General features: G+C 66.1%; 23 protein-coding genes. 1 reads left to right on the top strand and 22 read right to left on the bottom strand.

Annotated features, from left to right (window positions below):
- Positions 1-16: 16 nt before the first annotated feature.
- From rpsM to secY, 7 genes are all read right to left on the bottom strand, one after another.
- Positions 17-397 (bottom strand): 30S ribosomal protein S13, encoded by a 381-nt coding sequence (rpsM, locus tag IE307_RS13385; RefSeq protein ID WP_089915254.1) that lies wholly within the window; start codon positions 395-397, stop codon positions 17-19.
- 221 nt (positions 398-618) lie between these two features.
- The gene (gene rpmJ, locus IE307_RS13380; protein ID WP_010148647.1) at positions 619-732 is read right to left on the bottom strand and encodes a 50S ribosomal protein L36; all 114 of its coding nucleotides are present in this window, start codon (positions 730-732) and stop codon (positions 619-621) included.
- A 25-nt stretch (positions 733-757) separates the two neighbouring features.
- Entirely contained in the window at positions 758-979 is a 222-nt protein-coding gene (infA, locus tag IE307_RS13375; protein ID WP_005166804.1) for a translation initiation factor IF-1, read from the bottom strand.
- 122 nt (positions 980-1,101) lie between these two features.
- Complete coding sequence (locus IE307_RS13370; RefSeq protein ID WP_191298195.1) at positions 1,102-1,776, bottom strand: hypothetical protein; 675 nt, start codon at positions 1,774-1,776, stop codon at positions 1,102-1,104.
- 111 nt (positions 1,777-1,887) lie between these two features.
- Positions 1,888-2,670, bottom strand: coding sequence for a type I methionyl aminopeptidase (map, locus tag IE307_RS13365; protein WP_191298194.1), 783 nt, complete (start codon positions 2,668-2,670; stop codon positions 1,888-1,890).
- A 159-nt stretch (positions 2,671-2,829) separates the two neighbouring features.
- Entirely contained in the window at positions 2,830-3,390 is a 561-nt protein-coding gene (locus tag IE307_RS13360; RefSeq protein WP_191298193.1) for an adenylate kinase, read from the bottom strand.
- Entirely contained in the window at positions 3,391-4,707 is a 1,317-nt protein-coding gene (gene secY, locus IE307_RS13355) for a preprotein translocase subunit SecY (protein WP_191298192.1), read from the bottom strand.
- Between the two features lie 782 nt (positions 4,708-5,489).
- Here secY and IE307_RS13350 point away from each other — a divergent pair.
- Positions 5,490-5,873, top strand: a complete 384-nt coding sequence (locus tag IE307_RS13350; protein WP_191298191.1) for a hypothetical protein — start codon at positions 5,490-5,492, stop codon at positions 5,871-5,873.
- Positions 5,874-5,947: 74 nt separating this feature from the next.
- Here IE307_RS13350 and rplO read toward each other — a convergent pair whose 3' ends face one another.
- The 15 genes from rplO to rplV all read right to left on the bottom strand — a co-directional run bounded on the left by rplO (position 5,948) and on the right by rplV (position 12,378).
- Positions 5,948-6,391, bottom strand: a complete 444-nt coding sequence (rplO, locus tag IE307_RS13345) for a 50S ribosomal protein L15 (RefSeq protein ID WP_191298190.1) — start codon at positions 6,389-6,391, stop codon at positions 5,948-5,950.
- Positions 6,388-6,573, bottom strand: coding sequence for a 50S ribosomal protein L30 (rpmD, locus tag IE307_RS13340; protein WP_090094710.1), 186 nt, complete (start codon positions 6,571-6,573; stop codon positions 6,388-6,390). The genes rplO and rpmD overlap by 4 nt, the downstream gene beginning before the upstream one ends.
- Positions 6,574-6,575: 2 nt before the next feature.
- A complete protein-coding gene (gene rpsE / locus IE307_RS13335; protein ID WP_030473451.1) occupies positions 6,576-7,184 on the bottom strand; it encodes a 30S ribosomal protein S5 in 609 nt (202 codons plus the stop codon).
- A gap of 34 nt (positions 7,185-7,218) precedes the next feature.
- Entirely contained in the window at positions 7,219-7,620 is a 402-nt protein-coding gene (rplR, locus tag IE307_RS13330) for a 50S ribosomal protein L18 (protein ID WP_090015388.1), read from the bottom strand.
- Position 7,621: 1 nt separating this feature from the next.
- Positions 7,622-8,161, bottom strand: a complete 540-nt coding sequence (rplF, locus tag IE307_RS13325) for a 50S ribosomal protein L6 (protein WP_191298189.1) — start codon at positions 8,159-8,161, stop codon at positions 7,622-7,624.
- 12 nt (positions 8,162-8,173) lie between these two features.
- Positions 8,174-8,572, bottom strand: a complete 399-nt coding sequence (rpsH, locus tag IE307_RS13320) for a 30S ribosomal protein S8 (RefSeq protein WP_191298188.1) — start codon at positions 8,570-8,572, stop codon at positions 8,174-8,176.
- A gap of 119 nt (positions 8,573-8,691) precedes the next feature.
- Complete coding sequence (locus tag IE307_RS13315; RefSeq protein ID WP_030473455.1) at positions 8,692-8,877, bottom strand: type Z 30S ribosomal protein S14; 186 nt, start codon at positions 8,875-8,877, stop codon at positions 8,692-8,694.
- Between the two features lie 4 nt (positions 8,878-8,881).
- Positions 8,882-9,445 (bottom strand): 50S ribosomal protein L5, encoded by a 564-nt coding sequence (gene rplE, locus IE307_RS13310; protein ID WP_191298187.1) that lies wholly within the window; start codon positions 9,443-9,445, stop codon positions 8,882-8,884.
- Positions 9,446-9,447: 2 nt separating this feature from the next.
- Complete coding sequence (gene rplX, locus IE307_RS13305; RefSeq protein WP_189160162.1) at positions 9,448-9,762, bottom strand: 50S ribosomal protein L24; 315 nt, start codon at positions 9,760-9,762, stop codon at positions 9,448-9,450.
- A 2-nt stretch (positions 9,763-9,764) separates the two neighbouring features.
- The gene (rplN, locus tag IE307_RS13300; RefSeq protein WP_030478306.1) at positions 9,765-10,133 is read right to left on the bottom strand and encodes a 50S ribosomal protein L14; all 369 of its coding nucleotides are present in this window, start codon (positions 10,131-10,133) and stop codon (positions 9,765-9,767) included.
- Between the two features lie 70 nt (positions 10,134-10,203).
- On the bottom strand, positions 10,204-10,485 hold the full coding sequence (gene rpsQ / locus IE307_RS13295) for a 30S ribosomal protein S17 (RefSeq protein WP_065915974.1): 282 nt from the start codon (positions 10,483-10,485) through the stop codon (positions 10,204-10,206).
- Positions 10,482-10,724, bottom strand: a complete 243-nt coding sequence (gene rpmC, locus IE307_RS13290) for a 50S ribosomal protein L29 (RefSeq protein ID WP_191298186.1) — start codon at positions 10,722-10,724, stop codon at positions 10,482-10,484. The genes rpsQ and rpmC overlap by 4 nt, the downstream gene beginning before the upstream one ends.
- Positions 10,724-11,143, bottom strand: coding sequence for a 50S ribosomal protein L16 (gene rplP / locus IE307_RS13285; protein ID WP_030473461.1), 420 nt, complete (start codon positions 11,141-11,143; stop codon positions 10,724-10,726). The genes rpmC and rplP overlap by 1 nt, the downstream gene beginning before the upstream one ends.
- 3 nt (positions 11,144-11,146) lie before the next feature.
- Positions 11,147-11,980 carry a 30S ribosomal protein S3 gene (gene rpsC, locus IE307_RS13280; RefSeq protein WP_053733145.1) on the bottom strand — a complete coding sequence of 278 codons (834 nt, stop codon included), beginning with the start codon at positions 11,978-11,980 and terminating at the stop codon, positions 11,147-11,149.
- Complete coding sequence (rplV, locus tag IE307_RS13275; RefSeq protein WP_191298185.1) at positions 11,980-12,378, bottom strand: 50S ribosomal protein L22; 399 nt, start codon at positions 12,376-12,378, stop codon at positions 11,980-11,982. The genes rpsC and rplV overlap by 1 nt, the downstream gene beginning before the upstream one ends.
- Positions 12,379-12,408: the final 30 nt, after the last annotated feature.

Raw genomic sequence — 12,408 nt, 5'->3', positions numbered from 1 at the left:
CAGTAGACGCGAGGTCTTACTTCTTGCCGGCCTTCTTCTTGCCGGCGACGGTCTTCTTCGGACCCTTGCGGGTACGGGCGTTCGTCTTGGTGCGCTGACCGCGAACGGGCAGGCCGCGACGGTGCCGAAGACCCTCGTAGCAGCCGATCTCCATCTTGCGACGGATGTCGGCCTGAACCTCGCGGCGGAGGTCACCCTCGACCTTGTAGTTCGTTTCGATGTGGTCCCGCAGCTTGGCGAGGTCGTCGTCCGTCAGATCCTTCACCCGGAGGTCCGGGGAGATCTCCGTGGCGGCGAGCAGCTCCTTGGAGCGCGTACGACCGATGCCGAAGATGTAGGTGAGCGCGATCTCCATCCGCTTTTCGCGGGGGAGGTCGACGCCAGCGAGTCGTGCCATGTGGCGGTTAACTCCTGTCGGTTACTTCCAGGTCTGCTCCTCGCCCAGTTCCGGTGACTGACTCGCTGTGTGTCGTTCCGGCTGCTCTCACAGCCGGTGTCCCGGCCCCGGCCTGGAATCCGGGGGTGTCCGCACGCCGATGAACCTTGCGTGCGGTAGGTGCGAGGAGGCTTCTCGTTACTGCGTCATCAGAAGATCCCGACGAGCGCGAGTGGATCTGCTCAGCCCTGGCGCTGCTTGTGGCGCAGGTTCTCGCAGATCACCATGACACGCCCGTGACGGCGGATCACCTTGCACTTGTCGCAGATCTTCTTGACGCTCGGCTGAACCTTCACGCCTGAGATCTCCTGCTACTGGAGGTCACTTGTAGCGGTAGACGATGCGCCCGCGGGACAGGTCGTAGGGCGAGAGCTCCACGACAACCCGGTCCTCAGGGAGGATGCGGATGTAGTGCTGTCGCATCTTGCCGCTGATGTGCGCGAGTACCTTGTGACCGTTCTCCAACTCGACCCTGAACATCGCGTTGGGGAGCGGCTCGACTACGCGGCCCTCGACCTCAATGGCCCCGTCCTTCTTGCCCATGTCCTCCGCGTTTCGTGACGGTGATAAATACGTTTGGACGCGTCCCAGCTCGGCTCGATCTCACCTGCGAGGGCATGACAGAACCGGCGCGACAGATGCGCCACCTGACCAGTGTACGCAGTTCACAGCGGCAACCCAAATCGGGCCCGCTCCGCACCTCCGCCGGGCTCCGCTCCGCGCTCGAGCACGGGCCGCAGCCGCGCGACGTCGTTGAACTCGGACTCGTGCCTGCCGAGCACCGACCGCAGCGTCCGCAGGCGCTGAGCGGCGGTCCTGGACCCGTAACCGGACTCGTCAGAACACCTCTGAGCTGCGTTGGCGAGCGCGGGATCCCCCTGCTCCAGGCCGTAGCTGCGCAGACTCGGATCGCCCTGCTCGCGCTGGGTGAACCCCGCCCGGTCGAGGCACTGCAGCAACGTGGCGCCGGTCGCCCTCGTCTCGGCGGCCTCCGGACCGGACTGGAGCAACGCCTGCCACTCCTGCACGACGACGTCGTGCAGGGCCGTGATGCGTTTCACTGCGTCGCCGTACTCGTACGGCGCCGCGGCACGCACGCTGCCGCCGCATCCACCGTCGGCCGGAGGTGGCGGGCTGATGAAGTTCGGACGCCGGACCAGGACGTCGGAGAACGGCGGGTCGCAGCCCTCGGTCTCCGCGATGACGTCGGCCAGGAAGAGCCGGTCGGCGATGCGTTCCGCCGGTACGTCCTGGTAGGTGAAGTCGGTGGCCGGCTTAGAGGCAGCACAGCCTGCAAGTGGAATCAGAAGCGCGGACAGGACGACACGGGTTACCCCCACAATGCCCCCAAGCATTGGACTCGCTCGTCACCTCGACCGTATCCGTGGTGGCAAACGAAATAGCCCCGTTCACCGGAAGGCGAACGGGGCTACGCGCGAAGCGTGGGGCTGTCAGTCCTCCTCGGGCGCGGTGAGCACCCAGGGGCCGTTCTCGGTGATCGCGACGCTGTGCTCCCAGTGCGCGGCGCGCGTGCCGTCGAGCGTGATGACGGTCCAGCCGTCCTCGAGCTCCTGGGAGTCGTCGGTGCCGAGCGTCAGCATCGGCTCGATCGCGATGGCCATGCCGACCTTGAGCTTCGGCCCCTTGCCCGGCTTGCCGTAGTTCGGCAGGAACGGGTCCATGTGCATCTTGGAACCGATGCCGTGGCCGCCGTAGTCCGCGACGATGCCGTACTCGATGCCGTCGCGCTCCCCCGACTCGACGGCCGAGGACTCGATGGCGAACGAGATGTCCGTGAGCCGGCCACCGGGCACCGCGGCCGCGATGCCCGCGAGCATCGACAGCCTGGTCGCCTCGGAGAGCTTGTGGTCCGCGGGCGACAGCTCGCCAACGCCGACCGTGACGGCCGAGTCGCCGTGCCAGTCGTCGAGGATCGCGCCGCAGTCGATGGAGATCAGATCTCCCTCGGCCAGCACCTGCTGCTTGCTGGGGATGCCGTGGACGATCTGGTCGTTCACCGACGCGCAGATGCTCGCCGGGAAGCCGTGATAGCCCTTGAACGACGGAACGGCGCCGGCGTCGCGGATGGTCTGCTCGGCGATCTCGTCGAGCTCCCAGGTGGACACACCGGGCTTCACCGCCGCGACGACGTTGTGCAGCGCCCTCGCCACGACCAGACCGGCGGCGCGCATGGCCTCCAGCTGGCCGGGGGTCTTGATCTCGATCTTGCTCATGCTTTCACCGGATGACTCGACTGGGCGGGTTCACGAAGCGCTCAAGCGCGGCGAACCCGCGGGGGGCCAGGGGGTCTCGCCCCCACTGCAAAGAACAGCGGGCCCCGGCGACGTCGACCTGGAGGCCGACGAGCACCGAAGCCCGCCTCGTCAAGCTGCTTACTTCTCGTCGCGCAACGAGTTCAGCGCGGCGAGCGCGCGCTCGCTGATCTCGTCGATCTCGCCCACCGCGTCGATGGAGACGACCTTCTCCGCGTAGTAGCTCAGCAGCGGCGCGGTCTCGTTGCGGTACACCTGCTGGCGGTGCCGGATGACTTCTTCCTTGTCGTCCGTGCGACCGCGTGCGAGCAGCCGCTCCACCACGACGTCCTCGTCGACCCGGAACTCCAGCACCGCGTCGAGCGAGTGGCCGCCGACGGCCAGGAACTCGCCCAGCTTGTCGGCCTGCGCGACGTTGCGGGGGAACCCGTCGAGCAGGAACCCGTCCGTCGCGTCGGACTCGGCCAAGCGCTTGCGCACCATCTCGTTCGTGATGGAGTCCGGCACGAGAGCGCCCTCGTCGAGGATGCTCTGCACCTCCAGCCCGAGCTCGGTCTGGTTGCTGATGTGTGACCGGAAGAGGTCGCCCGTCGAGATGTGCGGCACGCCGAGCTTGCGGCTCAGAACTTCGGCCTGGGTGCCCTTGCCCGCACCGGGCGGGCCAACGAGAACGAGTCGCATCTAGCGGAGGAACCCTTCGTAATTGCGCTGCATGAGCTGGCTCTCGATCTGCTTCACGGTGTCGAGACCGACGCCGACCATGATCAGAACCGCGGTGCCGCCGAACGGGAAGTTCTGGTTCTGGCCGTCGCCGGTCAGGTCCAGGAACAGGTTCGGCAGGATCGCCACGATGCCGAGGTAGAGCGAACCGGGGAGCGTGATGCGACCCAGGACGAACTTGAGGTACTCGGCGGTCGGGCGACCCGGACGGATGCCGGGGATGAAGCCACCGAACTTCTTCATCTCGTCCGCACGCTCGTCCGGGTTGAACGTGATGCCGACGTAGAAGTACGTGAAGAAGACGATGAGCAGGAAGTACGAGGCGATGTGCACCCAGCTCGACTGCTTGACCAGGTAGGTCTGGACGAAGGTCGAGAACCAGTTCGTCTCGGTCGACGTGCCCTGGGTCAGGCGCACGATCAGGTCCGGCAGGTACAGCAGCGAAGAGGCGAAGATGACCGGGATGACGCCGGCCTGGTTCACCTTGAGGGGGAGGTACGTCGAGGTACCGCCGTACATGCGGCGGCCGATCATGCGCTTGGCGTACTGCACCGGGATGCGGCGCTGGGCCTGCTCGACGTAGATGACGCTCGCGATGATGATGAGAGCGGCGGCGAGGACGAGGAAGAACGTGATCCGGCTTTCGTCCTTCTCCCAGATGTTCTTGCCCTCGGCCGGGATGCGGGCCGCGATGCCGGTGAAGATCAGCAACGACATGCCGTTGCCGATGCCCTTCTCCGTGATCAGCTCGCCCAGCCACATGATGACCGAGGTACCGGCGGTCATGGTGATGACCAGCACGATGAGGGTGAAGATGCTGTCCTTGCCGGGGATGACGTCCTGGTCGCACTCACCGAACAGCTGACCGCGCACGGCCAGCGCCACGAGGCCGGTCGACTGCAGGATCGCGAGACCGATCGTCAGGTAGCGCGTGTACTGCGTGAGCTTGCCCTGGCCCGCCTGGCCTTCCTTCTTCAGCTGCTCGAACCGCGGGATGACCACGGTGAGGAGCTGAATGATGATGCTCGCGGTGATGTACGGCATGATGCCGAGCGCGAACACCGACAGGTTGAGCAGAGCACCACCGCTGAACAGGTTGATCAGCGAGTAGATGTTCTGGCCCTCGAGCGCTTCTGCACACGCCCGCACGTTCTTGAAGGACACGCCCGGCGCGGGCATGGTCGCACCAAGCCGGTACACAATGATGATCCCGAGCGTGAAGAGGATCTTCTTGCGTAGATCCGGCGTCGCGAGAGCCGAGCGGAATGCGCCGAGCACGCGAACCTCCTGAGCGTTGCCGACCCCCAGGGACCGGCACATGCGGTAGTTGGCAGGCCGAGTCAGGTAGCCACGACCAAGCGACCCGGAGGACATCCGGGTTCAGCCCGCAACACTAACAGCCCTCCAGCGCCGGGCCGTACCCAGTGGCCAATCACAGGTTCCAACCGGTTGATCTCTGACCTGATCACTAGGCCATCCGGGGTACCGCGACGCACATTTCCGTGCTACCAGCGGCAATACGCCGATAGCGAACGCCGCGAGGACGTGGTCGCCGGGTGGGCGGATCGCGTGGGAGCGACCGCGTTCGGCGGTGCGCCCGTTAGTCGAAACGGCGCACTTGCACACCCCGGAATGCACCCTGACCAGCACCGACAAACGGCGGAAATGCCGCGGACCGAAGTCAGGTTGTGGCGCATTTGCCCCTCCCCTACTCTCGGCATGGGGAACACGAGATGTCCGGAGTGTTCCCGGAGCTGGAAACATGGGAGCTGGGGGCTCGATCATGCTTTCGCACACCAGGACGACTGCCGCGCCGCTGCCGCTGATGCGGCCCGCCGGCGAGAGAGCCCGCCGTTTAGGCCGGTGAGCCGGGTGCGAGGGCCTGTGGCGCGTCGTCGCACGCGCATGGGCCAGGCCCTGCTCCGCACATTTTCGCACCAGAACCAGTAATCCGCTCGTGCGCGCAACAATGCGCGCACCAGTGGGGTTCAGGCGCGCTCGTTCGACTTCAACTCTCGCCCATTCACGTTGTTGGCGACCCGAAAAAAGGAGAGTCAGTCATGATTCGTCGTCTCGCTTCACTCGCCCTGGCCACTGGTGCCGCGATGGCGCTCCTGAGCGCACCGGCCGGCGCCACGACGGTGGACTCCATCCCCGCTTCGGTCCTGGCCTGCCACAACGCCGACGCCCCCACCTCGGGCGGGGGCTGGGTGCACGGCAAGGGCTGGGGCGACTGCAAGCAGAGCGTCGACGTCTTCGTCCAGCGCTTCGGCTGGAGCTGGGAGATCTACGCCGAGGCCCACTACAACGGCCCCGGCAGCGCGGTCGCGTCGTACAACTGCTCGGGAACGGGCCACTACTCCTACCGCACGCTCGTCCAGTGGTACGAGGGCAGCGCCAACCCGAGGCGCGCGATCTCGGAGGAGCGCCGCTTCAACTGCTGAACCTGACCGCTCGACGCCGAAGGGCCCCGAGGCAGAAGCCTCGGGGCCCTTCAACGAGTTCCGGTGTCAGAACATCAGGACGCGATGGTGGTCGACCCACCAGCAGCGGCCAGCTTCTCCACAGCGGACTTGGAGAACTTGTCAGCGGTGACGTCCAGCTTGACGCTGACGTCGCCGTCGCCCAGCACCTTGACGAGCTTGCCCTTGCGGACGAGGCCCGCCAGGACCAGAGCCGCGACGTCGACCGAACCGCCCTCGGGGAACGAGGCAGCGATGGCGGAGACGTTCACGACCTGGTACTCGGTGCGGAACGGGTTCTTGAAGCCCTTGAGCTTCGGGAGCCGCATGTGCAGCGGCATCTGGCCACCTTCGAAGCGCGGCGAGACGTTCTTGCGAGCGCCCGTGCCCTTCGTACCGCGGCCGGCGGTCTTGCCCTTGGAGCCCTCACCACGACCGACGCGGGTCTTGGCGGTCTTGGCTCCGGGGGCCGGACGCAGATCGTGAATCTTGATGGTCACGACTGGACCTCCTCGACAACCACCAGGTGGCGCACGGCGTTGATCAGGCCGAGAACCTGGGGGGTGTCCTCACGCACGACCGACTGGCGGATCTTGCGCAGCCCGAGGGTGCGCATCGACTCGCGGTGGTTGTGCTTGGTACCGATGGTGCTGCGGACCTGGGTGATCTTCAGCTGAGCCATGATCAGACCCCCTGGCCCGCGCGAGCGCGGATCATGCCGGCGGGAGCCACGTCCTCGAGGGGCAGGCCACGACGGGCCGCGACCTCTTCCGGACGCTGCAGACCCTTGAGGGCCGCCACGGTCGCGTGCACGATGTTGATCGCGTTGTCGGAGCCGAGCGACTTCGACAGCACGTCGTGCACGCCGGCGCACTCGAGGACGGCGCGGACAGCGCCACCCGCGATGACACCGGTACCGGCCGAGGCCGGACGCAGCAGGACCACACCAGCGGCCTTCTCACCCTGGACCGGGTGGGGGATGGTGCCGGCGATGCGGGGAACGCGGAAGAAGTTCTTCTTCGCTTCCTCGACACCCTTGGCGATGGCCGCGGGAACTTCCTTGGCCTTGCCGTAACCGACGCCGACCATGCCGTCGCCGTCACCCACCACGACGAGCGCGGTGAAGCTGAAGCGACGACCACCCTTGACCACCTTGGAGACGCGGTTGATCGCAACCACGCGCTCGAGGTGGGGGGTCTTCTCCTGGGCCGCGCCGCCGCGGCCGCCGTCACGACGGTCGCGGCGCTCTCCGCGCTCGCCCCCGCCGCCTTCGCGACGCGTACGTCCTGGCATCAGGCGTCCCTCTCAATTCCAGAAATGATCATTGTCAGAACTCCAGCCCCGCCTCGCGAGCGGCATCCGCCAGAGCAGCGATCCGGCCGTGGTACGCGTTGCCACCGCGGTCGAACACGACCGCCGTGACGCCGGCGTCCTTGGCGCGGGCCGCGGCCAGCTGGCCGACCTTGGCCGCACGGGCCTTCTTGTCGCCGTCCAGGGCACGGACGTCGGCCTCCATGGAGGAAGCGGACGCGATCGTGTGGCCCTTCAGGTCGTCGATGATCTGCACGGTGATGTGCTTCGACGAACGGTGCACGGCCAGGCGCGGACGCTCGGCGGTGCCGTTGACCTTCTTGCGGAGGCGGAAGTGGCGACGGGCCTTCGCAACACGACGCCTGGTGGAGATGTCCTTGCCCACCGGCTTGCGCTTCGTAACAGTCGACTCGCTCATGTCACTTACCCGTCTTTCCGACCTTGCGACGGATCTTCTCGCCCGAGTAACGAACGCCCTTGCCCTTGTACGGGTCGGGCTTGCGCAGCTTGCGGATGTTGGCGGCAACCTCACCGACCAGCTGCTTGTCGATACCCGAGACGGAGAACCGGGTCGGGGTCTCGACCGCGAAGGTGATGCCCGCGGGGGCCTCCACCTTGACGGGGTGCGAGTAACCGAGCGCGAACTCGAGCTCAGAGCCCTTGAGCGCGACGCGGTAACCGACGCCGTGGATTTCCATCTTCTTTTCGTAGCCCTGGGTCACGCCGACGACCATGTTGTGCACGAGAGTGCGCGACAGGCCGTGGAGCGCGCGGTTGCGGCGCTCGTCGTTCGGGCGCTTGACCTCGAGAGTGCCGTCCTCGGCCTTCTCGACGATGATCGGCTCAGCGAGCGACAGCGTCAGGACACCCTTGGGGCCCTTGATGCTGACGTCCTGACCGGCGATGTTCACGTCGACCCCGGAGGGGACAATGATCGGCTGCTTACCGATGCGCGACATGTCTACTCCCCCTTACCAAACGTAGGCGAGGACTTCTCCGCCCACGCCTGCCTTGTTGGCCTGGCGGTCGGTCATGAGACCACCAGAGGTCGAAATGATCGCCACGCCCAGGCCACCGAGAACTCGGGGCAGGCCGGTGGACTTCGCGTACACGCGCAGACCGGGCTTGGACACGCGGCGGAGGCCGGCGATGCTGCGCTCACGGTTCGGGCCGTACTTCAGCTCGACGACCAAGTTCTTGGCCACGTCGCCGTCCTCGTCGCGGTACGAGGCGATGTAGCCCTCGCGCTTGAGGATCTCGGCGATGTTCGCCTTGATCTTGGAGTGCGGCATCACGACCTTGTCGTGGTAAGCCGAGTTCGCGTTCCGCAGACGAGTGAGCATGTCTGCGATGGGATCGGTCATCGTCATGGTGACCTGGTCAACCTTTCTCGCTGCGGTTCACCGGCTCAGGGTCCAGACCAGCCCTCCCCGGAGGGAGGGACTGGACGGTCGTGTGCGGGCCTACAGCGAAGTAATGAAGCTTGGAATTACCAGCTGGACTTGCTCACGCCAGGCAGCTCACCGCGGTGAGCCATCTCGCGCAGGCAGATCCGGCAGAGGCCGAACTTGCGGAACACCGCGTGGGGGCGGCCGCAACGCTGGCACCGGGTGTAACCCCGGACCTTGAACTTCGGCTTCTTCGCGGCCTTGTTGATCAACGCCTTCTTGGCCATCGAGTCAGTTCTCCTTGAACGGGAAGCCCAGGTGCTTCAGCAGCGCCCGGCCCTCCTCGTCGTTCGTGGCGGTGGTGACGACGGTGATGTCCATGCCGCGAGGCCGGTCGATAGCGTCCGGGTCGATCTCGTGGAACATCGACTGCTCGTTCAGACCGAACGTGTAGTTGCCGTTGCCGTCGAACTGCTTGCCCGAGAGGCCGCGGAAGTCGCGGATACGGGGCAGCGCGATCGTCAGCAGACGGTCGAGGAACTCCCACATGCGGTCGCCGCGCAGCGTGACGCGCGCGCCGATCGGCATGCCTTCACGCAGCTTGAACTGCGCGATGGACTTGCGGGCCCGACGGACCTCGGGGCGCTGGCCGGTGATGATCGAGAGGTCCTTGACGGCCCCCTCGATCAGCTTGCCGTCACGGGCGGCGTCGCCGACACCCATGTTGACGACGACCTTCACGACGCCCGGGATCTGCATCACGTTGGCGAAGTTGAACTGCTTGAGCAGCTCGCCCTTCACCTCGTCGCGGTAGCGCGTCTTGAGCCGCGGGATGATCTTCTCTGCGGTGGTCATGATCAGATGTCCTTCCCGTTACGACGGGAAATGCGGACCCGCTTGCCCTCGTCGTTCGTCCGGTAACCAACGCGGGACGGCTTGCCGTCCGAGTCGACCACCATCACGTTGGAGACGTTGATCGGAGCTTCCTGGGTCACGATGCCACCAGACTGCGCGCCCCGCTGGGTCTGCGTGATCTTGGTGTGCTTCTTGATCCGGTTGACGCCCTCGACCAGGACCTTGCCGGTCTCCGGGTAGGCCTGGATGACCTTGCCCTTCGCGCCCTTGTCCTTGCCGGCGATGACGACGACCGTGTCGCCCTTCTTCACCTTCATGGTCAGAGCACCTCCGGAGCCAGCGAGATGATCTTCATGAACTTCTTGTCGCGCAGCTCGCGGCCGACCGGGCCGAAGATGCGGGTACCGCGGGGCTCGTTGTCGTTCTTGATGAGCACGGCGGCGTTCTCGTCGAAGCGGATGTACGAGCCATCCGGACGGCGACGCTCCTTGACGGTGCGGACGATGACGGCCTTGACGACGTCACCCTTCTTCACACCGGCACCGGGGATCGCGTCCTTGACGGTCGCGACGATGATGTCGCCGATGCCCGCGTAGCGGCGACCCGAACCACCGAGAACACGGATGCAAAGGATTTCCTTCGCACCGGTGTTGTCGGCGACACGAAGTCGCGACTCCTGCTGAATCACTTACTTGCTCCTGACCATTCCTGGCCCGCCGGATTTCCGACCCGACGGGCTCGGTCTGTCTAGAAAGGACTTACTTGGCCTTCTCGAGGATCTCGACGAGCCGCCAGCGCTTGGTCGCCGACAGGGGCCGGGTCTCCATGAGCAGGACGCGGTCGCCGATGCCCGCCGCGTTCTCCTCGTCGTGCACCTTCACCTTGGTGGTGGAGCGCATGATCTTGGAGTAACGCGGGTGCTTCTTGCGGTCCTCGAGCGCCACGACGATCGTCTTGTCCATCTTGTCGGACACGACGAGGCCCTCGCGGACCTTGCGGTCGTTGCGCTTCTCGGTCTGGACTTCGTTGCTTTCGGTCATGCCGCACCCTCACCAGTGGAATCCGGCGTGATGGAGAGCCCGAGCTCCCGCTCCCGCATCACGGTGTAGATCCGGGCAATGTCATGCCGGACCGTGCGCAGACGCCGGTTGTTGTCGAGCTGGCCCGTGGCCATCTGAAAACGAAGGTTGAACAGCTCTTCCTTCGATTCCTTCAGACGCAGCACGAGCTCTTCCTCGGTGAGCTCACGCAGCTCGGAAGCGGTGGTACCCGCTGCCATCAGAACTCACCACCCTCACGCGTAACGATGCGGCACTTCATCGGGAGCTTGTGGATCGCGCGGCGGAGCGCCTCGCGAGCGACCTGCTCGTTCGGGAACGCCATCTCGAAGAGGACGCGGCCCGGCTTGACGTTGGCCACCCACCACTCCGGCGAACCCTTACCGGAACCCATGCGGGTCTCGGCCGGCTTCTTCGTCAGCGGACGGTCCGGGAAGATGTTGATCCAGACCTTGCCGCCACGACGGATGTGGCGCGTGATGGCGATACGAGCGGACTCGATCTGCCTGTTGGTGACGTAGGCGGGCTCGAGAGCCTGGATGCCGTACTCACCGAAGGTGACCTTCGTGCCGCCCTTGGCAGCACCCGACCGCTTGGGGTGGTGCTGCTTGCGGTGCTTGACCCTACGAGGGATGAGCATGGCTCAGCTCTCCGTCTTCTCTGCAGAAGCCGGGGCCTCGGCCGACGCCGTGGCGTCAGCGGCGGCGCGGCCGGCCTCGGTGCTCGTCGCGGTGGTGCCGCTGGCACCGGAGCGACGGGCACGGTTCGGACGCTCGTTGCGGTCGCGGCGCGGGGCGCGGTCGGCTCCCTGAGCCGGGGCCGCGTCGAGCGCGCGCTTGGCCGAGATGCCACCGACGATGTCGCCCTTGTAGATCCACACCTTCACGCCGATACGGCCGAACGTGGTGCGGGCCTCGAAGAAGCCGTAGTCGATGTTGGCGCGGAGCGTGTGCAGCGGCACGCGGCCGTCGCGGTAGTGCTCCGAGCGGGACATCTCGGCGCCGCCGAGGCGACCGCCGCACTGCACGCGGATGCCCTTGACCTGCGGCGAACGCATGGCCGACTGGATGGCCTTGCGCATCGCGCGCCGGAAGGCGACGCGGTTGGACAGCTGCTCGGCGACACCCTGTGCCACGAGCTGCGCGTCCGACTCGGGGCTCTTGACCTCGAGGATGTTCAGCTGGACCTGCTTCTTGGTGAGCTTCTCGAGCTCACCGCGGATGCGGTCCGCCTCGGCACCACGACGGCCGATGACGATGCCCGGCCGGGCGGTGTGGATGTCGACGCGCACCCGGTCACGGGTCCGCTCGATCTCCACCTTGGAGATGCCGGCACGCTCCATGCCCTTGCTGAGCAGGCGGCGGATCTTGACGTCCTCCGCCACGTACTCGGCGTACTGCTTGTCTGCGTACCAGCGGGACTTCCAGTCGGTGGTGATCCCCAGCCGGAAGCCGTGCGGGTTGATCTTCTGGCCCACTACCGCGTTCCCTTCACGCTGGTCTTCTTGGGACGAGACTCCACCTCGATGGTGATGTGGCTCGTCCGCTTGCGGATCCGGTACGCGCGGCCCTGGGCACGCGGGCGGAAACGCTTGAGGGTCGGACCCTCGTCCACGAACGCCGCCGACACCCATAGGGTGGACGGGTCCAGGGACAGGTTGTTCTCGGCGTTGGCCATGGCGCTGGCGAGCACCTTCGCGACCGGCTCAGAAGCTGCCTGGGGCGCGAACTGGAGCACGGCCAGGGCCTCGCTTGCGTTACGACCCTTGATGAGCTCGACGACGCGACGGACCTTCATGGGGGTGTCGCGGACGTAGCGAGCCCGAGCCACGGCGCGCGGAAACTCCGCTGCCTCAGCGTCCTTACGGGCGTTCATCGCTGCTTTTCCCTTGCTCTTCTCAGTTCG

This window comes from Lentzea cavernae (assembly GCF_014653695.1).
GTDB classification, from domain to species: domain Bacteria; phylum Actinomycetota; class Actinomycetes; order Mycobacteriales; family Pseudonocardiaceae; genus Lentzea; species Lentzea cavernae.
Note: the sequence above shows the minus strand (reverse complement) of the source record. Positions and strands in the feature narration are given on the sequence as shown.

What these genes read in the sequence shown, in the direction of transcription:
- rpsM (WP_089915254.1), bottom strand. Translation starts at nt 397, where the DNA reads ATGGCACGACTCGCTGGCGTCGACCTCCCCCGCGAAAAGCGGATGGAG.
- infA (WP_005166804.1), bottom strand. Translation starts at nt 979, where the DNA reads ATGGGCAAGAAGGACGGGGCCATTGAGGTCGAGGGCCGCGTAGTCGAG.
- map (WP_191298194.1), bottom strand. Translation starts at nt 2,670, where the DNA reads ATGAGCAAGATCGAGATCAAGACCCCCGGCCAGCTGGAGGCCATGCGC.
- IE307_RS13360 (WP_191298193.1), bottom strand. Translation starts at nt 3,390, where the DNA reads ATGCGACTCGTTCTCGTTGGCCCGCCCGGTGCGGGCAAGGGCACCCAG.
- IE307_RS13350 (WP_191298191.1), top strand. Translation starts at nt 5,490, where the DNA reads ATGATTCGTCGTCTCGCTTCACTCGCCCTGGCCACTGGTGCCGCGATG.
- rpmD (WP_090094710.1), bottom strand. Translation starts at nt 6,573, where the DNA reads ATGGCTCAGCTGAAGATCACCCAGGTCCGCAGCACCATCGGTACCAAG.
- rpsE (WP_030473451.1), bottom strand. Translation starts at nt 7,184, where the DNA reads ATGCCAGGACGTACGCGTCGCGAAGGCGGCGGGGGCGAGCGCGGAGAG.
- rplR (WP_090015388.1), bottom strand. Translation starts at nt 7,620, where the DNA reads ATGAGCGAGTCGACTGTTACGAAGCGCAAGCCGGTGGGCAAGGACATC.
- rplF (WP_191298189.1), bottom strand. Translation starts at nt 8,161, where the DNA reads ATGTCGCGCATCGGTAAGCAGCCGATCATTGTCCCCTCCGGGGTCGAC.
- rpsH (WP_191298188.1), bottom strand. Translation starts at nt 8,572, where the DNA reads ATGACGATGACCGATCCCATCGCAGACATGCTCACTCGTCTGCGGAAC.
- IE307_RS13315 (WP_030473455.1), bottom strand. Translation starts at nt 8,877, where the DNA reads ATGGCCAAGAAGGCGTTGATCAACAAGGCCGCGAAGAAGCCGAAGTTC.
- rplE (WP_191298187.1), bottom strand. Translation starts at nt 9,445, where the DNA reads ATGACCACCGCAGAGAAGATCATCCCGCGGCTCAAGACGCGCTACCGC.
- rplX (WP_189160162.1), bottom strand. Translation starts at nt 9,762, where the DNA reads ATGAAGGTGAAGAAGGGCGACACGGTCGTCGTCATCGCCGGCAAGGAC.
- rpsQ (WP_065915974.1), bottom strand. Translation starts at nt 10,485, where the DNA reads ATGACCGAAAGCAACGAAGTCCAGACCGAGAAGCGCAACGACCGCAAG.
- rpmC (WP_191298186.1), bottom strand. Translation starts at nt 10,724, where the DNA reads ATGGCAGCGGGTACCACCGCTTCCGAGCTGCGTGAGCTCACCGAGGAA.
- rplP (WP_030473461.1), bottom strand. Translation starts at nt 11,143, where the DNA reads ATGCTCATCCCTCGTAGGGTCAAGCACCGCAAGCAGCACCACCCCAAG.
- rplV (WP_191298185.1), bottom strand. Translation starts at nt 12,378, where the DNA reads ATGAACGCCCGTAAGGACGCTGAGGCAGCGGAGTTTCCGCGCGCCGTG.